Annotated in this window: 22 protein-coding genes and 2 pseudogenes; 19 read left to right on the top strand and 5 right to left on the bottom strand. The window is 70.1% G+C overall.

All coding sequences use genetic code 11. The features are described from left to right. Window positions 1-431 precede the first annotated feature (431 nt). The 12 genes from mbhE (at window position 432) to SSPN_RS0139200 (ending at window position 11,242) form a co-directional block, all read left to right on the top strand. Window positions 432-2,804: a hydrogen gas-evolving membrane-bound hydrogenase subunit E gene (gene mbhE / locus SSPN_RS0139255; RefSeq protein ID WP_010315777.1), complete on the top strand. Its 2,373-nt coding sequence runs from the start codon at window positions 432-434 to the stop codon at window positions 2,802-2,804. Continuing rightward, complete coding sequence (locus tag SSPN_RS0139250) at window positions 2,801-3,346, top strand: MnhB domain-containing protein (RefSeq protein ID WP_010315775.1); 546 nt, start codon at window positions 2,801-2,803, stop codon at window positions 3,344-3,346. Before mbhE ends, SSPN_RS0139250 begins: the two co-directional genes overlap by 4 nt. Next, a complete protein-coding gene (locus tag SSPN_RS0139245; RefSeq protein ID WP_010315771.1) occupies window positions 3,343-3,759 on the top strand; it encodes a Na(+)/H(+) antiporter subunit C in 417 nt (138 codons plus the stop codon). Before SSPN_RS0139250 ends, SSPN_RS0139245 begins: the two co-directional genes overlap by 4 nt. Next, window positions 3,756-5,291, top strand: coding sequence for a Na+/H+ antiporter subunit D (locus SSPN_RS0139240; protein WP_029536172.1), 1,536 nt, complete (start codon window positions 3,756-3,758; stop codon window positions 5,289-5,291). Before SSPN_RS0139245 ends, SSPN_RS0139240 begins: the two co-directional genes overlap by 4 nt. Beyond that, complete coding sequence (locus tag SSPN_RS0139235; protein WP_010315767.1) at window positions 5,284-5,835, top strand: Na+/H+ antiporter subunit E; 552 nt, start codon at window positions 5,284-5,286, stop codon at window positions 5,833-5,835. The genes SSPN_RS0139240 and SSPN_RS0139235 overlap by 8 nt, the downstream gene beginning before the upstream one ends. 2 nt (window positions 5,836-5,837) lie before the next feature. Beyond that, window positions 5,838-6,104, top strand: a complete 267-nt coding sequence (locus SSPN_RS0139230) for an MrpF/PhaF family protein (RefSeq protein WP_029536170.1) — start codon at window positions 5,838-5,840, stop codon at window positions 6,102-6,104. Further along, entirely contained in the window at window positions 6,101-6,448 is a 348-nt protein-coding gene (gene mnhG, locus SSPN_RS0139225) for a monovalent cation/H(+) antiporter subunit G (RefSeq protein ID WP_010315764.1), read from the top strand. The genes SSPN_RS0139230 and mnhG overlap by 4 nt, the downstream gene beginning before the upstream one ends. A 156-nt stretch (window positions 6,449-6,604) precedes the next feature. Next, entirely contained in the window at window positions 6,605-6,880 is a 276-nt protein-coding gene (locus tag SSPN_RS0139220) for a hypothetical protein (RefSeq protein ID WP_010315762.1), read from the top strand. A gap of 491 nt (window positions 6,881-7,371) precedes the next feature. Next, a complete protein-coding gene (locus SSPN_RS0139215; RefSeq protein WP_044577276.1) occupies window positions 7,372-8,592 on the top strand; it encodes a M20 family metallopeptidase in 1,221 nt (406 codons plus the stop codon). 32 nt (window positions 8,593-8,624) lie between these two features. Then, on the top strand, window positions 8,625-10,007 hold the full coding sequence (locus tag SSPN_RS0139210; RefSeq protein ID WP_029536169.1) for a M20 family metallopeptidase: 1,383 nt from the start codon (window positions 8,625-8,627) through the stop codon (window positions 10,005-10,007). Window positions 10,008-10,072: 65 nt separating this feature from the next. Next, window positions 10,073-10,498, top strand: a complete 426-nt coding sequence (locus tag SSPN_RS0139205) for a DUF3224 domain-containing protein (RefSeq protein ID WP_029536168.1) — start codon at window positions 10,073-10,075, stop codon at window positions 10,496-10,498. Between the two features lie 81 nt (window positions 10,499-10,579). Further along, window positions 10,580-11,242: a hypothetical protein gene (locus SSPN_RS0139200; protein WP_010315755.1), complete on the top strand. Its 663-nt coding sequence runs from the start codon at window positions 10,580-10,582 to the stop codon at window positions 11,240-11,242. An 11-nt stretch (window positions 11,243-11,253) separates the two neighbouring features. On the opposite strand, the gene SSPN_RS48100 is transcribed toward SSPN_RS0139200, so the two are convergent. Next, the gene (locus SSPN_RS48100) at window positions 11,254-12,012 is read right to left on the bottom strand and encodes an FGGY family carbohydrate kinase (protein ID WP_010315754.1); all 759 of its coding nucleotides are present in this window, start codon (window positions 12,010-12,012) and stop codon (window positions 11,254-11,256) included. A 158-nt stretch (window positions 12,013-12,170) separates the two neighbouring features. Here SSPN_RS48100 and SSPN_RS0139190 point away from each other — a divergent pair, with 158 nt between their 5' ends. Both SSPN_RS0139190 and SSPN_RS0139185 read left to right on the top strand, forming a co-directional pair. Then, window positions 12,171-12,932 carry an HAD family hydrolase gene (locus SSPN_RS0139190; RefSeq protein WP_010315753.1) on the top strand — a complete coding sequence of 254 codons (762 nt, stop codon included), beginning with the start codon at window positions 12,171-12,173 and terminating at the stop codon, window positions 12,930-12,932. Continuing rightward, the gene (locus SSPN_RS0139185; RefSeq protein ID WP_010315752.1) at window positions 12,932-14,374 is read left to right on the top strand and encodes an FGGY-family carbohydrate kinase; all 1,443 of its coding nucleotides are present in this window, start codon (window positions 12,932-12,934) and stop codon (window positions 14,372-14,374) included. The genes SSPN_RS0139190 and SSPN_RS0139185 overlap by 1 nt, the downstream gene beginning before the upstream one ends. 118 nt (window positions 14,375-14,492) lie before the next feature. On the opposite strand, the pseudogene SSPN_RS61190 reads toward SSPN_RS0139185, so the two are convergent. After that, a pseudogene (locus SSPN_RS61190) lies at window positions 14,493-14,777 on the bottom strand (nuclear transport factor 2-like protein); the annotation flags it as partial. Between SSPN_RS61190 and SSPN_RS61185 the strand changes: the two are divergent. Beyond that, a complete protein-coding gene (locus SSPN_RS61185) occupies window positions 14,673-14,924 on the top strand; it encodes a WYL domain-containing protein (RefSeq protein ID WP_010315751.1) in 252 nt (83 codons plus the stop codon). The pseudogene SSPN_RS61190 and the gene SSPN_RS61185 sit on opposite strands and share 105 nt — an antisense overlap. After that, window positions 14,866-15,102: pseudogene (locus SSPN_RS63370) on the top strand (WYL domain-containing protein); the annotation flags it as partial. The gene SSPN_RS61185 and the pseudogene SSPN_RS63370, both read left to right, overlap by 59 nt. Before the next feature lie 48 nt (window positions 15,103-15,150). Here SSPN_RS63370 and SSPN_RS61990 read toward each other — a convergent pair. The 3 genes from SSPN_RS61990 to SSPN_RS0139170 form a co-directional block, all read right to left on the bottom strand. Next, window positions 15,151-15,405 carry a DeoR/GlpR family DNA-binding transcription regulator gene (locus SSPN_RS61990; RefSeq protein ID WP_272941802.1) on the bottom strand — a complete coding sequence of 85 codons (255 nt, stop codon included), beginning with the start codon at window positions 15,403-15,405 and terminating at the stop codon, window positions 15,151-15,153. Further along, the gene (locus SSPN_RS48090) at window positions 15,330-15,875 is read right to left on the bottom strand and encodes a DeoR/GlpR family DNA-binding transcription regulator (protein WP_010315749.1); all 546 of its coding nucleotides are present in this window, start codon (window positions 15,873-15,875) and stop codon (window positions 15,330-15,332) included. Before SSPN_RS48090 ends, SSPN_RS61990 begins: the two co-directional genes overlap by 76 nt. Window positions 15,876-16,015: 140 nt before the next feature. Beyond that, on the bottom strand, window positions 16,016-16,468 hold the full coding sequence (locus SSPN_RS0139170; RefSeq protein WP_010315748.1) for a gamma-glutamylcyclotransferase family protein: 453 nt from the start codon (window positions 16,466-16,468) through the stop codon (window positions 16,016-16,018). Window positions 16,469-16,691: 223 nt separating this feature from the next. On the opposite strand from SSPN_RS0139170, the gene SSPN_RS0139165 reads away from it, so the two are divergent. The 3 genes from SSPN_RS0139165 to SSPN_RS0139155 all read left to right on the top strand — a co-directional run bounded on the left by SSPN_RS0139165 (window position 16,692) and on the right by SSPN_RS0139155 (window position 20,023). After that, a complete protein-coding gene (locus SSPN_RS0139165) occupies window positions 16,692-18,095 on the top strand; it encodes an NAD(P)H-quinone dehydrogenase (protein ID WP_010315747.1) in 1,404 nt (467 codons plus the stop codon). Between the two features lie 260 nt (window positions 18,096-18,355). After that, window positions 18,356-18,754 (top strand): thiol-disulfide oxidoreductase DCC family protein, encoded by a 399-nt coding sequence (locus SSPN_RS0139160; protein ID WP_010315745.1) that lies wholly within the window; start codon window positions 18,356-18,358, stop codon window positions 18,752-18,754. 240 nt (window positions 18,755-18,994) lie between these two features. Continuing rightward, window positions 18,995-20,023 carry a tetratricopeptide repeat protein gene (locus SSPN_RS0139155; RefSeq protein ID WP_010315742.1) on the top strand — a complete coding sequence of 343 codons (1,029 nt, stop codon included), beginning with the start codon at window positions 18,995-18,997 and terminating at the stop codon, window positions 20,021-20,023. Window positions 20,024-20,046: the final 23 nt, after the last annotated feature.

Genomic DNA, 20,046 nt, shown 5'->3' with positions numbered 1-20,046 from the left:
CAGGACGGGCGAGGCGGAACCGGCGAGGATCGTTGCTCAGCTGGGACTATTACCCGATACCGCCGAGGCGATCACCCGGCGTGGCGGTATCGGCGTTACGAAAAGTGAACAATCCCACGCCGACGGTCGCGACGATGCCTCCCCGGATGTCGCCAAGGTCATTTCGTCGCAACGAAAAGGGGCCTCCGAGCGGCCAATACGCCGCCGGTGGCGGATTGGCTCGGACTGGGGCGTTTCGGATAAGTTGGGCTCAGATCGGACCTCGCTGTGCATCGGTGGCCCGAGCCTTCCTCAAGCCGATATTCGCAGCGTTTGCACGCCGCCGACATCGTTCGTCGCGGTGCGTCTGCGGTGGCGTTGGCGAACAATCCCGGTGGTCGGGTGTCGGCGGGTCCGGGTGACCACGACCAATCGGCGTCGAGGAGGTGCTTTTGCTCGCGTTCGTCATCGTGCACCTGCTGGTGGCTCTCGCGCTCCCGTTCCTCGCCCGACGCAGCACCCGTGTCGCGTTCCTGACCGCGGCCGTCCCGCCGGCGGCGGCGCTGGTGTGGGTGCTGGCGCAGGCGCAACCGGTGCTGGCCGGGCAGGTGATCACCGAGACGGTCGCGTGGGCGCCGCTGATCGGGCTGGAGTTCAGCTTCCGGCTGGACCCGCTCGCTCTGCTGATGACCGTGCTGGTGGCCGGCATCGGCGCGCTGGTGCTGATCTACTCCGACGCGTACTTCAGCCGCGGTAGCGGTGCCGCGAGGCGTTCCGCGCCGCTGCTGCTGGCCTTCGCTGGCGCGATGCTTGGGCTGGTCTTCGCCGACGACCTGATCACCGTCTACGTATTCTGGGAACTGACCACGATCTGCTCGTTCCTGCTGGTCGGGCAGGCCGGGATCAGTCGCGAGTCGCGGCGGTCGGCGCTGCAGGCGCTGATGATCACCAGCCTGGGCGGGCTGGTGATGCTGCTCGGTTTCGTGGTGCTCGGCGAGTCCGCGGGCACCTACCGGATCTCCGAGCTGATCGCGAAGCCGCCCGGTGGCACCCCGGTCGCAGTGGCCGCGGTGCTGATCCTGGTCGGCGCGTTCACCAAGTCCGCGCAGCTGCCGTTCCACAACTGGCTGCCCGCCGCGATGGTGGCGCCGACCCCGATCAGCGCGTACCTGCACGCGGCGTCGATGGTCAAGGCCGGTGTGTTCCTGGTGGCCCGGCTGGGGCCGGTGTTCGCCGGCATGCCGCAGTGGTGGCTGCCGACCGTGGTGTTCGGCCTGGCCACCATGCTGCTGGGCGGCTGGCGGGCGCTGCACGAGTACGACCTGAAGAAGCTGCTCGCCTACGGCACGGTGAGCCAGCTCGGCTTCCTGATGGTGCTGCTGGGCACCGGCACCTACACGGCGGCGGTCGCCGGGACCACGATGTTGTTGGCGCATGGCCTGTTCAAGGCCACGTTGTTCCTGGTCGTCGGCATCATCGACCACCAAGCGGGCACCCGCGACATCCGGGAGCTGTCCGGGCTGGGCCGCCGGATGCCGTGGCTGGCGGGGATCGCGACCCTGGGCGCGGCATCGATGGCCGGGCTGCCGCCGATGCTCGGTTTCGTCGGCAAGGAAGCGGCGTTCAGCGCTTTCCTCGGCGGCTCCCAGCCGGAACTGCTGGTGGACGTGGTGCTGGTGGCCGGCTCGATGCTGACCGTCGCCTACAGCCTCCGGCTGCTGTGGGGCGCCTTCGCGGCGAAGCGGGACCTCGCGCCGACCGAGGCGAAGCCAGCCGGTTTCGAGTCGCTGGCGCCCGCCGGGTTGCCCGCGCTCGCAGGCGTTGTCCTGGGCATCGGGTTCCCGGTCGCCGACCGTCTCGCGAGCGCTTACGCCAGCGCCTTCCCGGTCGGCGACAACCCTTACCACCTGGGACTTTGGCATGGCTTGACGCTGCCGCTGTTGCTGTCAGCGATCGCGGTCACCGGCGGTGTCGTGCTGCACCTAGGGCGGGTGCGCCTGACCGCGCTGCGCAACGAGCTGCCGCGGCTGCTGGACGCGCAGCGTGGGTACGAGCGGATCATGGCTCTGCTGGAGCGGATCGCGGTCGGGGTCACCGGTCGCCTGCAGGTCGGCTCGCTGCCGACCTACCTCGGCATCATCCTGCTGACCGTGCTGGCGATCCCCGGCTCGGCGCTGGTGATGCGGGCCAGCGTGCCGGAGGACCTGCGCCTCTACGACAACCTCCTGCAGATCCCGTTGGGGATCGTGGTGGTCGTGGCGGCGATCGCGGTGCTGCGCTCGCGCCGCCGGTTGACCGGGGTGCTGCTGGTCGGCGTCGTCGGCTACGGCATCGGTGGGCTGTTTATCGTGGACGGTGGCCCGGACCTCGCGCTGGCGCAGTTCCTGGTCGAGACGTTGACGCTGGTGGCGTTCGTGTTCGTGCTGCGCCGGCTGCCGGTTCGCTTCACCCAGACCGAAACCCGGACCACCCGCGCGCTGCGGGTGCCCAAGGCGATCATCGCCGGCGCCGCCGGGGTGTTCATCGCGCTGGCCGCAATCATCTTCGGCGCGGCCCGGCAGGCGCCGTCGGAGGCCAGCGCCGAGTTCATTGCCAATGCCGAGAAGGGCGCCGGCGCGACCAACGTGGTCAACGCGATCATCGTCGACTTCCGCGCCTTCGACACCGTCGGCGAGATCTCGGTGCTCGCCGTCGCGGCGACCGGCGTCGCCAGCTTGATCCTGGCGTCCCGGCACGAACGGCGGAAACGCAGCACCCGGGTGGCACCGGCGACGCGGGTCAAGACCCCGGCCCTTGCCGAGCAGCAGGAGGAGGTGCGCGAATGACATCGCCGACGAGGCCCAAGCCCGCCTGGACGAGCTGGGACGCCCCGAGCGAACGCTGGCTGCTGTCCGGCTTCCCCCGCGAGGGGACGCAGCGCACCGTGCTGCTGGAGCTGGCCTCCCGGATCGTGTTCCCGACGGTGCTGGTGTTGTCGATCTACCTGCTGTTCGCCGGGCATGACCGGGCCGGCGGCGGCTTCAGCGGCGGTCTGGTCGCCGGGCAGGCGTTCGTGCTGCGCTACCTGGCAGGCGGCCGGATGGACGACAGCGCCGTCGTCTCGATGCGCCCGCCGGTGCTCATCGGCCTCGGCCTGACCATCGCGACCGGCTCCGCGTTCCTGCCGCTGCTCTTCGGCGGGCAGATCCTGGAGACCGCGATCTACAAGTTCACCGTGCCGCTACTCGGCGAGATCAAGTTCGTCACCAGCGTGCTGCTGGACAGCGGGGTGTACCTGCTGATCGTCGGCGTCGTGCTGGACCTGCTGCGCACCCTGGGATCGGGCATCGAGGCGGACGTCGAAGCGGCGGCCAGGGGGCAGCGATGACGGTCAACCTGACGATGGCGGTCGTGCTCGCCGTGCTCTACTCGGTCGGCTTCTACCTGCTGATGCAGCGCTCGCTGATGCGGATCCTGCTGGGCATCGTGATCCTCGGCCACGGCTCGAACCTGCTGCTGCAGACCGCCGGCGGCCCGCCGGCCGGTGCCGCGATGATCGGCACCACGCCGCCGAACGAGATGGCCGACCCGCTGCCGCAGGCTATGGCGCTCACCGCGATCGTGATCACCTTCGCGCTGACCACCTTCCTGCTGGCGCTGGCGTACCGGTCGTGGACGCTGCTCGGCCACGACGAGGTCCGCGACGACGTGGAGGACCGGCGCATCCAGCGGATGGAGCGCCGCCTCGCCGAGTCCGAGGACGACACCACCGAAGAACTGGCAAAGGAGGCCACGCAGTGACAGTCCTAGTGGCCTTGCCCGTGTTGTTGCCGTTGGCCGCTGCTGGACTGTCGTTGGCGCTGGGTCGGTTCGCCGACCTGCAACGCGCCCTCGGGCTCTTGGTGCTCGGCGGGATCATCGTCGACGCGGCCGTGCTGCTCTACGTCGCGGACCGCTACGGCCCAGTGGTGCTGCAGATGGGCGCGTGGCCAGCGCCGTTCGGCATCACCCTCGTCGCCGACCGGCTTTCGGCGCTGCTGCTGGTCGTTTCGTCGGTGGTGACCTTCGCGGTGCTGATCTACTCGATCGGCCAGCGCATCACCGACTACGGTCGCCAGCGCTCCAGCACCACGTTCCACCCGATGTACCTGATGCTGTGCGCGGGCGTGTCGCTGGCGTACCTCACCGGCGACCTGTTCAACCTGTTCGTCGCGTTCGAGATCATGCTGAGTTCGTCGTACGTGCTGATCACCCGGCGAACCACGGCCACCCGGATCCGGGCGGGCATGACGTACACGATCGTCAGCCTGGCCTCGTCGCTGCTGTTCATCACGATGATCGCGCTGGTGTACGCGTCCACGGGCACGGTAAACCTGGCCGACCTGGGCGAGAAGGTGCAGCAGCTGCCGGACGGACTGCAGATCGCGCTCGCGCTGCTGGTGGTGATCGTCTTCGGGGTGAAGGCGGCGATGGTGCCGCTGCACTTCTGGCTGCCGGACAGCTACCCGACCGCGCCGGCGCCGGTCACCGCGGTGTTCGCCGGACTGCTGACCAAGGTCGGCATCTACGCGCTGATCCGCACCCAGACGCTGGTCTTCAGCCATTCCGAGAGCTGGAACCTGATGCTGGGCATCGCGCTGATCACCATGATCGTCGGCGCGCTGGGCGCGCTGGCGCAGAACGACCTCAACCGGCTGCTGTCGTTCCTGCTGGTCAGCCACATCGGGTACATGCTGTTCGGGCTCGGCGTCTACGACGTGGTGGGGCTGACGGGCGTGATCCTCTACGTGGTGCACCACATCACCGTGCAGGCCACGTTGTTCCTGGTCAGCGGTTTGATCACGCGGCACACCGGCACCGTGGCGCTGACCCGGATGGGTGGGCTGGCGAAGGTCGCGCCGCTGATCGCGGTGCTGTTCGCGCTGCCCGCGCTGAGCCTGGCCGGGGTGCCGCCGTTCTCCGGCTTCGTCGCCAAGCTGGCGCTGCTGCAGGCGGGAGTCGGCGCGGGCACCTGGACGGCCTACGCGGTCACCGGCGGGGCGGTGCTGACCAGCCTGCTCACCCTGTACGCGATGGCGCGGGTGTGGACCCGGGCGTTCTGGGGCCAGGTCAAGGCGCCGGAACCGGACCCCGATCCCACCGACGAGCTTGTCGTCGGCACCGCCACGTCGAACCGGCCGATGGTCGTCGCGAGCGGGGTGCTGGTGGCGGCGAGCGTGGTGATCGCCGTGGTGGCGGGTCCGCTGGCCGACGTCAGCGGGCGGGCGGCGACCGACCTGATGAACGGCGAGACCTATCGGACGGCGGTGCTGGGAGGTGTCGCCAGTGAGTGAGCAGGCGATCGGCCGTCGGCGGCGGCTGGTGCAACGGCTACCGCTGGTGGCCTGGCTGACCCTGGTCTGGGTGATGCTGTGGGGCACCTTCGACCTCGGCACGCTGTTCTTCGGCCTGGTGGTGGCGCTGCTGGTGTCCACGGTGTTCCCGCTGCCGACGATCAACACCAACATCAAGGTGCGGCTGCTGCGGCTGGTGCAGCTGGTCGGCTACCTAGCCTGGGACCTGGTGAGCTCCACGGCGCGGGTGGCCTGGCAGGCGCTGCGCCACGGGCCGAACGCGAAGTCGGGCATCGTCGCGGTGACGCTGCGGACCGACTCCGACCACATCACCGCGATGGTCGCCAACGCGGTGTCGCTGGCGCCCGGCAAGTTCGTCCTGCAGATCGACCGGGTCAACCGGATCTGCTACGTCTACGCGCTCGGCATGCGGGTCGAGGACGTCGAATCGGTGCGGCGCGACGTGCTGGCGCTGGAGCGGCGGGTAGTGCAGGCGGTCGGCTCGGCGAACGAGGTGGCGCTGGTGAGCGGACGGAAGGGGTGAGCATGGCCTGGGTCTTCGCGATCACCTTCGGCCTGTTGTGCGTGGCCAGCCTGCTGGTGGTCGTCCGGTTGCTGCTCGGCCGCACCACCCTGGACCGGATCGTGGCGGTCGACGTGTTCGTCACGCTGACCGTCGCGGGGACCTGCGTCGGCATGGGCTGGCTGGGTGACGGCTCGAACATCGCGCTGCTGGCTGCGTTCGCGCTGCTGGCCTTCATCGGTTCGGTCAGCGCGGCGCGGTTGATCGAGAAGAAGGAGCCGTACCGATGAGCTGGTTGGACGTGTTCTCCGCGGTGTGTCTGATCGGCGGCGCGCTGTCCTGCCTGTTCGGCGCGATCGGGGTGTTGAGCTTCCCGGACGTGACGGCCCGGCTGCAGGCGGCGACCAAGCCGCAGACCCTCGGGCTGATCCTGATCCTGATCGGCACCGCGGCGCAGCTCGACTTCATCTACGCCTCGGGGCTGATCCTGGTCGGCCTGTTCCAGATGCTCACCGCGCCGGTGTTGGCGCAGCTCGTCGGCCGGGCGGCGTACCGCGCGGACAGCATCGACCGGGAGACCCTGGTGGTGGACGAGCTCGGCGACCGGATCGAGTGGGAGCGGCAGGTTCGCTGACCCGGGTGGTGTGCAGGCGTGTGGCGCTGCGCCGATCCGGCACAAGTCGCGCGGGGCTGGTCACTCTCGGCGTCGAATATGATCAAATAGACCTGCATGGGTGACCGCCTGACTGTGTGGTCAACGGACGCGGCGTTAGAAGGGTGTGGAGCAATAATGTGGCGGACCGGCCGCGTGCTCGCTGGCCTCGCGATCGCGTTGTTCCTCTTGTTCGCACCGCCCGCGTTGGCGGAGGGCAGAGCCGCGCCAACCGAAGCGTCGGTGGTTCTCGCCCAGGAACCGGGCCCGCCGCCCGCTCCACCCGCCCAGCCGCCGCCCGACGAGCGGCAGCGCCTCGCCCTCGGCGTCACCGGAGTCGTGTTGATCGCGCTCGTGCTGTTATCCCGCAAGCTGAGGAAGAAGGCCGTCTTCTTCGTCAAGTGGAAGAAGTAGCAGACGGCGATAAAAACCGGCGGGGTGGTCGGTTCTTTGCGGGATTATTTCGTACCAATTCTCGTCATGGACTAGACCTAGCGCCGAACCTGTGGGATTTTCACAACTGGCCGCGTGCGCGGACCCGGCCCCGCCAGGGGTAACGGCGACTCCAGTGCACCAGCCAAGGGGTATCTAGCCCCCCACCGACGTGGGCCGGCACCGGGAAGCCCCCCGACCGGTGCCGGCCCACACCTTTTCTTGGAGATTGCGCGAGTCCCCGGTGCCCCGGACACCGCCCCGACCGCGGAACTGCCTCCGCAGTCGGCCCGGTTGTTGCCGGCGCATTCAATCGATGGCTTGAACAATATGTAAATCCGCATCGCCGGGACTCGAATTCTTCGGCACTGCCGAATCGGCGCCACCCGTTCGTCGCAGTGTGGGTACCGGTGAGCTCCCGGCCGCTCACCGAGCCCGCGTTCCAGGTCCGGATGATGCAGGATTGGGCGCAAATGAGTACCACCCCGCTCCCGCGCACCGATGCCGAACGTTCCGCCGCAGCGCACGCCCACTGCCGCGCCTCGGTGCAGCGCCACGAAGCGGAGCTGGTCGAGCTCTCCCGCAGCATCCACGCCGAGCCCGAGCTCGCATTCGCCGAACACCGAAGCGCCGCCAAGGTCGCGGCCCTGCTGGCCCGGCACGGCTTCACCGTCCGAACCCCGGTCGCCGACCTGGACACCGCACTGGTTGCCGAGGCGGGCAGCGGCGAGCTGGTCGTCGGCATCTGCGCTGAGTACGACGCGCTTCCCGAGGTCGGGCACGCCTGCGGGCACAACGTCATCGCCGCCGCCGGAGTAGGGGCCGCGCTCGCGCTGGCGGAGATCGCCGACGACCTGGGCGTCACGGTGCGGCTGATCGGGACCCCGGCGGAGGAGACCGGCGGGGGTAAGGTGCTGATGCTGGAATGCGGCGTCTTCGACGACGTCGCCCTGGCGATGATGGTGCACCCGGGGCGGGCAGAGGTCTGCCGCCCGACCTCGCTGGCCATCACCGACCTGGAGGTCCGCTACACCGGGCGCGAGGCGCACGCCGCGGCGGCCCCGGAACTCGGCCGCAACGCGGCCGACGCGTTGACGGTCGCGCAGGTCGCCATCGGCCTGTTGCGGCAGCACCTGGAGCCGAGGCAGATGGTGCACGGTATCGTTACAGCAGGTGGCGCGGCACCGAACATCATTCCCGCGCACACTGCGGCGGTCTACAACCTGCGTGCTGCCGAAGCGCGCTCCGTGCAGCGCCTGGAGAACCGCATCCGGGCCTGCTTCGAGGCGGGTGCGACGGCGACCGGATGTGAGCACGAAGTCGTGCGGATCTCCCCGGTCTACGCGGAGCTGAGCCCCGATGGATGGCTGTCGGAGGCGTACCGCCGCGCGATCACCGAGCTCGGGCGCGAACCGCTCGACCGGGGCGAAGAGCAGGGCCAGGTAATCGGCAGCACCGACATGGGCAACGTGACCCAGGCCTTGCCCGCGATCCATCCGATGATCGCGGTGGACTGCGGCGACGCGGTCAACCACCAGGCGGAATTCGCCGCAGCCTGCGCGACCCCGGCCGCGGATCGAGCGGTGCTCGACGGGGCGGTGGCGATGGCCTGGACCGCGGTGGCCGCCGCATTGGACGGCGCGCAACGAGATCGCCTGCTGGCGACCGTGCGCGACCGGTCCGGTCGGAGTTAGTCGGAAGAGTTCTGCGCGTCGGGAGGCGTGGCGTGACCGTGGTGGATTCTCGTGGCCCGGAGCCGGGTCAGTCCCGGAATGTTGGTTCTGCGGTGGAAGAAGTGGATTGGGATGCGGCGGAGCGCTCCGCCGTCGCCCCTGACACCCTCCTCGCTGCGGGTGTGGACGGGCTGAGTGTGCCCATCGGCAGCACCATGTCCAGCGTGGAATCCGCCGTGGCCGACCTCGGTGCTGGTCGTGGACCGTCTTGGCTGGATGTCTGGCTGGAGGAGAACGCGCGCCGCGTGGTGGCCTGGCGACGGCACATCCACGCCTATCCGGAGCTTTCCCGCGCCGAGCACGAGACCACCGCGTTCCTCGCGGAGCGGCTTACCCGGGCCGGCCTGCGTCCCCGGATCCTCCCGGTGGGAACCGGCCTGGTCTGCGACATCGGCGGCGAGACCAGGCCCGGTCAGCGCACGGTGGCGCTGCGGGCCGACATCGACGCGCTGCCGCTGACCGAAGCCACCGGACTGCCGTACGCATCCACAGTGGACGGTGTTGCGCACGCCTGCGGGCACGACGCGCACACGACGGTCGTACTCGGTGCCGCGCTGGCGCTGGCCGCCGCGCCGAACCTGCCCGGCCGGGTGCGGGTGATCTTCCAGCCAGCCGAAGAAGTGATGCCCGGCGGCGCCCTCGACGTGCTGGCCGCCGGTGGACTCGACGGAGTGGACCGGATCTTCGGGTTGCACTGCGACCCACGGCTGCTGGTGGGCCAGGTCGGAACGCGGGTCGGGGCCATCACTTCGGCGAGTGACCTGCTGGAACTCCGGCTGAGCTCGCCTGGCGGGCACACCTCGCGTCCGCACCTGACCGCGGACCTGGTGCACGCGCTGGGCAGCGTAATCACGGGCCTGCCGACGTTGCTGTCGCGCCGGGTCGATCCGCGCACCGGAACCGTCCTGACCTGGGGCGCGGTGCACGCGGGGGAGGCGCCGAACGCCATCCCGCAGGACGGCGTGCTCACCGGAACTCTGCGGACGGGCGACCGCGACACCTGGGCGAAGCTGGAGCCGCTGGTGCACGAACTCGTGCACAGCCTGCTGGCACCCCTCGGCGTCGGGTTCGACCTGCAGCACCGGCGCGGGGTGCCGCCGGTGGTCAACGAAGCGGAAAGCACCGAGGTGTTCCGGGCCGGGATCGCGGCGGGGCTCGGCGAAGACGCCCTGGCCAGCACGCCGCAGTCGTCCGGCGGCGAGGACTTCGGCTGGTACCTGGAGCACGTGCCGGGCTCGTTCGCCCGGCTGGGCGTGCACTCCGGGGTCGGTCGGGTGAAGGACCTGCACCAGCCGACGTTCGCGTTGGACGAGCGAGCGCTGTTCGTGGGCATTAGGGCGATGGTGAACACCGCCCTGACCAGCCTGGAACGCTGACCACCACGGCCTCCCGCTCCCACCGGGAGGCCGTGCTCGTCGGTGGGTGGCAATACGATCCGCGCATGAGAGCCGACGGAACCTTCAGCGTGGCGGCGTTCGTCCCGACGGAGCTGGCACCATCCCCGACCGTGACCACCGGGGTCGCCGTCGGGGTCTCGACGATGGAGAAGCACTTCGAGGGTGAGGTCGTCGGCCGCTCGGCGACGCTGTTCACCGCCGCGTTCGACCAGGCGAAGGGCGCCGGTACCTACGTGGCGATGGAGTCCTTCGAGGGCTCTTTGCACGGCCGCGAGGGCGCGTTCAACTTCGCCCACTCGGCGACCACATCCGGCAGCGACCGCAGCAACGAGTTCTTCACCATCGTGCCGTTCAGCGGGACCGGTGAGCTGGCCGGGATCACCGGCGGTGGCGGATTGGCCGTCGACGCCGACGGCACGCACCGGGTCTGGTTCGAGTACGAGCTCGGGGCCGCTTCGCCGGAGTCCTGATGATCCCGGCCGATTCCACCTGATTGAGGTGTATCCGGTCGCTGCTGTATCTGTTCGCGGGGTTTCCGCCTCTTTAAGGGCATGACCGCGAACATCATCTCCCCTGAAAAGCTGCCGCCGGAGGGCGCCGAACACGACGGCCCGGGCGGCTGGCCTTCGCTGCACGGTGCCATGAACCGCCACGACGCGGAGCAGGTGCTCGGCTGCGCCGAGCTCGCGGCCGGTCTCGACGAAGGCGACTGGGTGGAGCCCTGGTACGGGGTGGTCTTCCCGGCCGCCCGAGTCCACGACCAGCTGACCCGTGCAGCCGCCGCGCTGCTGCGCGCCGGGCCGCACGCCGTGCTGTCCGGCGCGACTGCGGCGGCGATGCACGGCTGCGATTCCGCAGCCGGCGGTGTTGTGCACGTGACCATCCCCTACGACCGCGAACTCCGCTCCCAGCCGGACCTCGTCATCCACCAGGCCTGGATCCGGGAGTGCGACGTAGTCGAGCTCGACGGACTGCGCACCCAGGCGTTGGACGTCGCCATCTGTGAGCTGCTGTGCACCGGCGAGCAGCGCTCAGCGCTGGATTGCCTGGAGCAGGCGCTAGCGCAGCTGGGCGACACCGCCGAGCGCTTTCGGGCCCTCGTCGCCGAACGGCTCGCCCGCCGCAGAGATCGCCGGGGCACCCGGCAGGCCGCCGCCTTGCTCCAGCTCGCCTGGTCGAGGCCGCGCGGCGAGTTGGTCGGAGGTGCGCGATGAGCCCCCGGACGTCAACTCGCGCGCCGGAACCAACCGGCCGCCTGGACGGCATCGCGCATCCCGACGAACCGCGCGTAGGCGTCGTCGTAAAGCGCGCGGTTGGCCTCGTCTGGCTGCAACGGATCGGATGTCCCGACCAGGTCGCGGGCCACCTCGCTGATGTCGCGCCCCGCCAGCGCGTGCGCTGTCACGGCCGCGCCCCGGGCGCCGGCCTGTTCGTCTGTGGTGCGGGCGACCGGCAACCCGGTGACGTCCGCGATCATCTGGCGCCACAGCGGGCCCGCCGAGCCACCCCCGGTGAGCCGCAGCTCCGTGGGTTGCGCGGTGCTGGCGACCAGGCAGTCCCGGATGACTTCGCTGATCACCTCGGTGCAGATCGTGGAGCCGAGGATGGTGCAGGCCTGCCCCGGTTCGGTCATGCCCGCGCCGATCGCGGTGGAGATCACGTCGTAGGAACCCACCGGCGAGGCCCGGGCGTCGTTGCAGAGCAGCGCGGGGCGGGTCGGGTGCCCGGCGGCATCGACGAGCCAGCAGCCGTCGCCCTGGGCGGTGACTGTCAGCGCCGCGACGTCGGTGCCGAGACCTGCGACGAGCTCGGCGACGGTGTCCGCGACGGCCGACCAGACCTCGGGCATGTTCTGCCCGGCACAGCCGGGCCGGGGGTGCTCGACCCTGGTCGGACGGCGGGTGACGGCGAGCTCGGTGCCGTCCGCGGAGTAGGCGACGCTGCTCACCACCGAGGTGCCGGCGTCGATACCGATGGTGGTCACGGGGGTTCCCCGCGGATCCCGCCTACCTGGTCGGCCTGGTCGGCTCGACCCGAAAACATCACAGTATTAAGTGTTAAAAATTTCAAAGTTGGTGTTATTTTTGCGACGGGATGTGACACCAAGGTCCCGGTTGCGGACCACGACCGGAAGGACGCGACGTGCCGCATCAACCCCGTTCCGAATCGGGAGCCGACCGCATCGACCTCGTGCTCCTCGACGTCGGCGGCCCCATCTACGACGACAAGGCATACCGTGACGCGTTGCTGCGTGCCGCGCGCGAATTGGCGGCCGAAGACGGCCGGAGCATCGACGAAGCCGAGTTCCAGCAGGTCTACGACGAGCGCCGCCAAGCCCAGGGCGGGTCCTTGCGCACCGCGGTCGCCGAGCGGTTCCTCACCGCGCAGGACCGGCAGCGATTGTCCGACCGCGTCGAGCGCTACTGGGAGTACCCGCCATCGGCGCTGTACCCCGACGTGCTCCCGACGCTGCGGCAGCTCGCCGGGCGTTACAAAATCGCGGTCGTGGCCAACCAGCGGGCGGTCGTCGTGGACGCGTTGCGCCGGGATGGCGTGGCCGACTTCATCGACATTTGGGCGGTTTCGGAGGTCGTCGGCGCGGAGAAGCCGGACCCGCGGATCTTCCAGCACGCCCTGCAGGAAGCCGGCGTCGAGCCGAAGAACGCGGTGCACGTCGGCAACCGCCTCGACACGGATGTGCGCGGCGCGCACCACGTCGGGCTGCGCACGGTGTGGGTGGTGCGCGGCGAAGCTCCGCCGGAACCGACGCCGGAGCAGTTCGCCGAACCCGATGTGGCGGTGTACTCGCTTACCGAGCTGCCCGATGCGTTGGAGAGGTTGCGGGAGGGCACGATGAGCGAACGGATTTCGCCCGCGAGGCCCGCAGGACGGATGGCGCCCTAGTGACCGAACTAGTCGTGGGCGTCGACGTCGCGACCGCCAACGTCCGGGTGCAGGTCCACGATCCGGCGGGCGCGGTGGTGGCCTCGGCGTCCCGGCCGCTGCCGCAGCCGGTGCGGTCGCCCAGTGGACGCTCCGAACAGGACGCGACCACTTGGTGGCCTGCGGTCCGCGACTGCCTCGCCGAATGCACGACGGCATTGGGAGCGCATCGCACCGAGATCCGCTCACTTTCGATCTCGGCGACCTCGGGCACGGTCGTCCCGGTCGATGGCGACGGCCACCCGCTCACCGCTGCGTTGATGTACGACGACCGGCGCGCCGAAGCGGAAGCGCGGATCGCCGCCGAGGCCGGCGCGGACCGCTGGCGGCGCACCGGGATCACCCCGTCGGCGGGCTCCGGGCTGGCCCGGATCGGCTGGCTGGCGCGGCACCTCCCGGACGGCACAGCGCTGGTTTGCCACACCCCGGACCTCATCGCCTGGAAGCTGGTCGGGCACCCCGTCGCCACCGACTCCAGCCACGCGCTGAAGAGCGGCTACGACGCCGTGGCAGGCGAGTGGGCGATCGAGGTCTTCGAGGCATTGAGCGTGCCGGACCTCCTGCTGCCGGAGGTCGTGCGCCCGACGACGGTGCTTGGCGCCGTCGACGCGAGGGGAGCGGCGCAGACCGGCCTGCCCGCCGGCTGCGAGGTGCGCGCCGGGATGACCGACGGCTGCGCCGGTCAGCTGGCGTGCGGAGCGGTCGACGTCGGGCAGTTCGTGACGGTCCTCGGGACAACTTTGGTGCTGAAGGGAGTTGCCGAGGAACTCGTGCACGACCCGGCTGGTGCGGTGTACAGCCACCTGCACCCGGACGGGATGTGGCTGCCCGGCGGCGCGGCGAACATCGGCGGCTCCGCGCTGTCCGATGTGGACACCGCTGAGCTGCCGGGCCTGGACACGGCGGCGACCGAGCGGGGACCGGCCAGCGTGGTCAACTACCCGCTGCGCGGCGAGGGGGAGCGGTTCCCGTTCCTCGCCGCGCACGCCACTCGGTTCGTGCTGGGTGCGCCGGAGGACCGGATCGACGAGTACCGATCCCGCCTCGAAGGCGTCGCCTTCTGCGAGCGGCTCGCCCTGGAGCGGCTGGCCCAGCTCGGTGCCCCCTCGGAAGGCGCCGTGCGCACCGCGGGCGGCGGCGCCCGCAGCATCGCCTGGTGCCGGATCAGGGCGTCGGTCCTGGACGCCCCGGTGCTGCGCGTCCGAGGCGCGGGAACCGCGCTGGGTGCGGCGCTGCTGGCGGCCAGCGGTTCGGTCTACCCGGACCTGAGCACGGCGGCAGCCGCGATGGTGCCCGGGGGCGAACTCGTCGAGCCGGTGCCGGCGGAGGTGTCCCAACTGGACGACAGCTACCGGCGCTTCCTCGACGAGCTCCGCACCCGGGGCTGGATCTCCGCGACCTGATCAGGATTCGGGATTCGGCGAGGGCTTCGGCGCCGGTGAGGCTGTCCTCGTAGACGGCGTAACGCGTGATCAGGCCGTCCTCGACGGTCAGGTGCAGCGCGCATAGTGCGGTGTACGGCCTACCGGTGGCCTCAACCGTTTTGCGGATGTCGTTGAGCACGACCGCCTCGTTGCCGTCCACCAGGATCCGGGGTGTCGATCCGGCCGTCTCCCCGGGCATGTGGAACTCGGCGATCGTACGGAAGTGGTCGGCGACACTGGCCCGGGTCGAGCGGGGCCCAATCCCAGGCACCGCCGGATGACCGCAGGCTGGCCAGTCCAGGACCAGTCGACCCTGCTCGGCGACCTGCTCGGCGACCTGCTCGGCGATCTGGTCCGGATCTCCCGGATCGTCGACCTGCACGTCCTCGACGAGCGCTTCACCCAGCCGCCCGGGTTCGACCTGACCACCCACTGGCAGGCGGGCTTGGCGCAGTTCAACGCGCGACGCCATCGGAGCGAGGCGACCATCAGGGTCTCCCGCGCGTCCTCGACCGGTTGCCCCGCCTGATGGAGCCGATCGTGGCGCAGGCGGCACAGCGAACTGCGGAAGCCCCGACTCCGATGGTTGGACCCGGATGACGATTCCGATCGAGTCCGCCGACCAAGCCCTCACCCAGCTCCTCAAGCTCGGTGCAGACGCCGCAATCCTCGCCCCCGCTGAACTTCGCGAACGGTTCATCGCCACGCTCAACGCCCTGACCGCATCGACGGGACGGCGGGCTGAACGCGGACGGTCAGCCCTCGGCGACCTCCAGCGCCACGCCCGCGGCCCGCAGTTCGTCGCGCACCGGTTTCGGGGTTCCCAGGTCGACCACGACGACGTCGAACTCGTTCAACGGCGCCAACTCGTGTACGGCGCGCCGGTCGAACTTGGAGTGGTCCAGCTGCAGCACCCGCTTGCCGGTGGTCTCCATCAGCGCGCGCTTGACCTGGATCGTCTCCTGCGAGCGGTGCAGGCAATGCCCGTCGACCACCGCGGTGGTCGACATGAACAGCACGTCGGAGCGCATCGTGCGGGCCATGCTGGCGGTGTGCAGCGGAGGAACGCATCGTAGGACGGCTGGTAGTCGCCGCCGAGTCCGATCAGGTGCAGGCCGGGTTCGCCGCTGAGCAGGTTGATCACGGACAGGAAGTTCGTCACGACGGTGAGCGGCCCCAGCGGGGCAAGGCGTTCGGCGACCCCCAGCGCACTGGTGCTGTAGTCGAGCGCAATTACCTGACCAGGCGAAACGAGTCGCACCGCGTGCTTGGCGAGGCGAGCCTTCTCGTCGGCCGCGTCGCCGATCCGGGCCCGAACCGAGCTCTCCAGCAGCGCGGTCGGCGTCGATGTCGCGCCGCCGCGCACCTTGCGCAGCCAACCTTGCTGTTCGAGGACGCCCAGGTCGCGGTGGACGGTCATGCCGCTGACGCCGTGCTTGGCGGCCAGCCCCTCGATGCGGACGAACCCGCTGGCCAGCACTTCCTGGCGGATTTGCGCGCCGGTCCTGCTGGTTGACCGGCAAGCCGCCGTCCTTGGCCACGGCCCCCTCACCGCGCGTGTGCAACCGGAATGATCATCACACGTGAGACGTGATATTCGGGGTGGATGTCACGCGGCGTTCATGGGCCGACGTTGTGGCACGGCCGTTTGCGCAGCTTCTCGACGTAGTCCTCGGGAGCCCCGGCCGCTTCGGCGGCATCGGCCATCACGCCGAGATAACGCGCCGACGGCAGCCCGCCCTCGTAGGCGTCCAGCACGTACAGCCAGGCCAGCACCGATCCGTCCAGCGTCTGCACCCGCAGCCGCAGCTTCTTGTGCATGCCGAGCTCGGCACCCTCCCAGTTGTCGAGCTGCTGCTCGTCCTCCGGGCTGACGTCGTAGAGCACCGTGAAAACCTGGGAGCCCGGCTGCTCGACGATCGTGGCGAGGGCTCCTTCCCAGCCGTAGTCCTCGCCGCCGAAAGTCAGCCGCCAGTCCACCAGCCAGCCCGTTCCCGCCATCGGGGAGTGCGGGGCGCGCTTCATCATCTGGGCCGGATCCATGTTGGACCCGTACGCGGCGTACAGAGGCACGCCCAACAGGGTAGCGATCGACAGCCCGTGCGGCGGAGCGGATTACGTCACGAATGTGGGTAACTGTGATGTCCGGGCCGATCACGTCCTCCCCGCGGGATGACCGCGAGTGGTCTGCGCCACGATGGTCAACTCGGTCGGCACCACCCGAAATGACTGGACTCGTCGCAGCGTACGGTGAGTTCGGCGCCCACAAGGCAGGCGGACCGAGGAGGAGCGCGAAGTGACCCGCATCGTGATCATGGGAGGCGGCCCCGCGGGCTACGAGGCGGCGCTGGTCGCGGCTTCGAACGGGGCGGACGTCACGCTGGTCGAGCCGGAGGGCCTCGGCGGGGCGTGCGTGCTCTACGACTGCGTGCCGTCGAAGACCTTCATCGCGTCCGCAGGCGCCCGCTCCGCGTTCCGGGACGCGCGCGAGCTCGGCATCCGCACCAAGAGCGAGGACCGCGACGTCGACGTCGCGGTCGTGCATGGCCGGGTCAAGGGCCTGGCGCTCGCGCAGTCCGCCGACATCCGCTCCCGGGTCCGCCGCGAGGGCGTGAAGATCCTGCCCGGCCGCGCGCGGTTCACCAACCCCACCAAGGGCATGGCCGTCCACCACATCGGCGTCGACCTCGCCGACGGCGGCTTCGAGGAGCTGGCCGCGGACGTCGTCCTGATCGCCACCGGCGCCACGCCCCGCATCCTCAATGGCGCCGAGCCCGACGGGGAGCGGATCCTGACCTGGCGGCAGCTCTACGACCTGCCCGAACTGCCCGAGCACCTGGCCGTGATCGGCTCCGGTGTGACCGGTGTGGAGTTCGCCTCCGCGTACACCGAGATGGGCGTCAAGGTCACCATGATCTCCAGCCGCGACCGGGTGCTGCCGCACGAGGACGCGGACGCCGCTGCGGTGCTGGAAGAGGTGTTCGCCGAGCGCGGCACCGAGGTCGTCAAGCACGCCCGGGCGCAGAAGGTGGAGCGCACCGACTCGGGGGTGCTGATCCACCTCGCAGACGGGCGGCAGGTCGAGGCCAGCCACGCGCTGATGACGGTCGGCTCGGTGCCGAACACCACCGACATCGGCCTGGAGCGGGTGGGCATTGAGCCCGACCGCGGCGGCTACATCCCCGTCGACCGCGTGTCGCGGACCAACGTGCCCGGCGTCTACGCGGCAGGCGACTGCACCGGTCTGCTGTTGCTGGCTTCGGTGGCCGGCATGCAGGGCCGCATCGCGATGTGGCACTCGCTCGGCGAAGGCGTCACGCCGATCAAGCTAAAAACCGTCGCGGCCAACGTCTTCACGCACCCGGAGATCGCCACGGTCGGGATCAGCCAGCAGGCGATCGACTGCGGGGACGTGCCCGCGCGGACCGTGATGATGCCGCTGGCCACCAACCCGCGGGCGAAGATGGAAGGCCTGCGGCGCGGTTTCCTGAAGGTTTTCTGCCGCCCGCAAACCGGCGTGGTCGTCGGTGGCGTCGTGGTGGCGCCGAACGCCAGCGAGCTGATCCTGCCGATCGCGCTCGCGGTGCAGAACCAGGTGACGGTGGACAACCTGGCGAACACGTTCTCGGTGTACCCGTCGCTGTCCGGCTCGCTGACCGAGGCCGGTCGCTTGCTGATGCGCCACGACGACCTGGACTGAGTGCCTACCGGTCGGCTGAGACTCCCCGGCCGATCGGGTTGATCCGGCGGACTCGCGCTCCGAACGCTAGCGTTGCGCAGCGGAGCTCCGGGCAGCCACGGGTTTTGCTCGACGGGACTCCCGCTTCACCTGGGTGATCACCACTCTGATGCTGCTCGGCAACGCATACCCGCTGTGCTGGAGTCGGCATCGTTTGCGACCGTTGTTGGTGGGGCACCCGCCGCGCCTGGCGGGCCCGGTGGAAAGGGACGCGCGGGGCCATGAGCGAGCTGCCGGTGTTGATCTACGACGGCGACTGCGGGTTCTGCACGCGTAGCGTGCGGCTCGCGGAGCGATTGCCGGTGCGCATGCACATCCAAGCCTGGCAGGAGGCAGATCTCGCGGCGATGCGGACAACCGCGGACCGAGCCCGGCACGAGGTGCTGTGGGTGGCCACGTCCGGTCGGGTGTTCGGCGGGGCGGCGGCGGTCGCGGAACTGCTCAAGGCGTGCCGCGTGCCGTGGCCGGTGCTCGGTTGGGGCATGTCCGCCCCGGTGCTGCGGATGCTGGCCGATCGGGCGTACCGGTGGGTCGCGGCGAACCGCTTCCGGTTGCCCGGTGCCACCCCGGCCTGCCAGCTGCCACCCGACGAACGTCCCGGCCATTCGGATCGTTGCTAACCGACGTCGATCTCGGCCAAAAGTACTAGGAGCGGACGCTTCTTTCCTGGCCGATCGGTTGATCTCCGCTGCCAATTCGGCTGAGCCGCCGGACCCCCGCCGAGCCATAACCTCGATGTCGTTCGGGGGTACGAATAGGCCCGTGCCCTCCGCTCCAGGGGACCGGCGGAGGGCACGGCCGCAATCCAGACTCGGTGCGTCTTGAGCACCAGAGCGGCAGGAATGGCGAGGTGGCTTGAGATGTACGGGAAGGCGTTCGCACCGGAGTACCAGGGGCAGCTCCGGGACATGTCGGTCAACACGGCCTACGAGAACGTGCTGGCGGCGGCGTTGGAACGCGAATCGCAGGCGGTGGACGAGGGTTCCGGGCTGGAGCTCGCGCAGGCGCGGCTGGCGGTTGCGGAGGCGTACCGGCGCCTCGGCCAGCTCGATGAGGCGGACGCGGCCTGGCGCGCGAGCTACCGGGCGGCCCGCGACGCGGGCGAGCAGGGCGCGATGGCGTGGGCGCTGTGGAGCGGCGGCACCCTGGCCCGGCAGCGCGGGCAGATGACCGCCGCGGTGCGCTGGCTCAGCTCCGCGCGGGATCTGGCCAAGCAGGCCGGCGAGCTGATCGCGTACGGCTATTCGGTCGCCGGGATCGCCGAAACGCTGCGGATCCGGGGGGATTACGCGGAGGCCCGCGTGCTCCACGAGGAGCTGCTGGCGGAGGCCCGTCGGCGGGGCGAGTGCCGGCATACGGTGTGGGCGTTGGAAGGCCTGGCGCAGCTCGACCGCAACGCGGGCGACCTGGACTCCGCTTGGCGGCGGTTCGAGGAGGCCGCCGAGATCGCTGAAGCGGGCGGGGATGAGCGGGGCCTCGCCTGGGCGTTGCGGGGGCTGGCGGACGTCATGTCGTTGCGCGGGGAGCACGACGAGGCGCTGCGCCGGCTGTCGCGGGCCGAGCAAATCTGCCGCCGGATGGACCTGACCAGCGCCCTGGCCTACAACCGCAAGATGCGCGGCAATGTCCTCTTCCGCGCTTGCTGGTACGGGGAGGCCGCACGCACCTACCGGGGTGCGCAGAAGATGTTCCGGTCCATCAACGAACCGCGCGGTGCCGCGCTGGCCGAACTGGGCTTGTTGAAGAGCCACGACAAGCTGGGCCGACCACGATCGGCCACTGAAAGGGATCTGCGCGCCCTGCGGGACGCGTTGGACAGCCGGGAACTGCGGCACACCAGGCGAATGGTGGAGGAGGCGATCAGCGAAATGGCAGAGATCGCAGCCTGAGCGCTTTGCCTCGTGCGCGCGAA

This window comes from Saccharopolyspora spinosa NRRL 18395, from assembly GCF_000194155.1.
GTDB classification, from domain to species: domain Bacteria; phylum Actinomycetota; class Actinomycetes; order Mycobacteriales; family Pseudonocardiaceae; genus Saccharopolyspora; species Saccharopolyspora spinosa.
This window is presented reverse-complemented; position numbering and strand designations above follow the sequence as displayed.

Coding starts and splice junctions, on each gene's coding strand:
- SSPN_RS0139215 (WP_044577276.1), top strand. CDS start 7,372: ATGAGTACCACCCCGCTCCCGCGCACCGATGCCGAACGTTCCGCCGCA.
- SSPN_RS61185 (WP_010315751.1), top strand. CDS start 14,673: ATGACCGCAGGCTGGCCAGTCCAGGACCAGTCGACCCTGCTCGGCGAC.
- SSPN_RS0139245 (WP_010315771.1), top strand. CDS start 3,343: ATGACGGTCAACCTGACGATGGCGGTCGTGCTCGCCGTGCTCTACTCG.
- SSPN_RS0139205 (WP_029536168.1), top strand. CDS start 10,073: ATGAGAGCCGACGGAACCTTCAGCGTGGCGGCGTTCGTCCCGACGGAG.
- mnhG (WP_010315764.1), top strand. CDS start 6,101: ATGAGCTGGTTGGACGTGTTCTCCGCGGTGTGTCTGATCGGCGGCGCG.
- SSPN_RS0139200 (WP_010315755.1), top strand. CDS start 10,580: ATGACCGCGAACATCATCTCCCCTGAAAAGCTGCCGCCGGAGGGCGCC.
- SSPN_RS0139230 (WP_029536170.1), top strand. CDS start 5,838: ATGGCCTGGGTCTTCGCGATCACCTTCGGCCTGTTGTGCGTGGCCAGC.
- SSPN_RS61990 (WP_272941802.1), bottom strand. CDS start 15,405: ATGTCGACCACCGCGGTGGTCGACGGGCATTGCCTGCACCGCTCGCAG.
- SSPN_RS0139250 (WP_010315775.1), top strand. CDS start 2,801: ATGACATCGCCGACGAGGCCCAAGCCCGCCTGGACGAGCTGGGACGCC.
- SSPN_RS0139220 (WP_010315762.1), top strand. CDS start 6,605: ATGTGGCGGACCGGCCGCGTGCTCGCTGGCCTCGCGATCGCGTTGTTC.
- SSPN_RS0139155 (WP_010315742.1), top strand. CDS start 18,995: ATGTACGGGAAGGCGTTCGCACCGGAGTACCAGGGGCAGCTCCGGGAC.
- SSPN_RS0139160 (WP_010315745.1), top strand. CDS start 18,356: ATGAGCGAGCTGCCGGTGTTGATCTACGACGGCGACTGCGGGTTCTGC.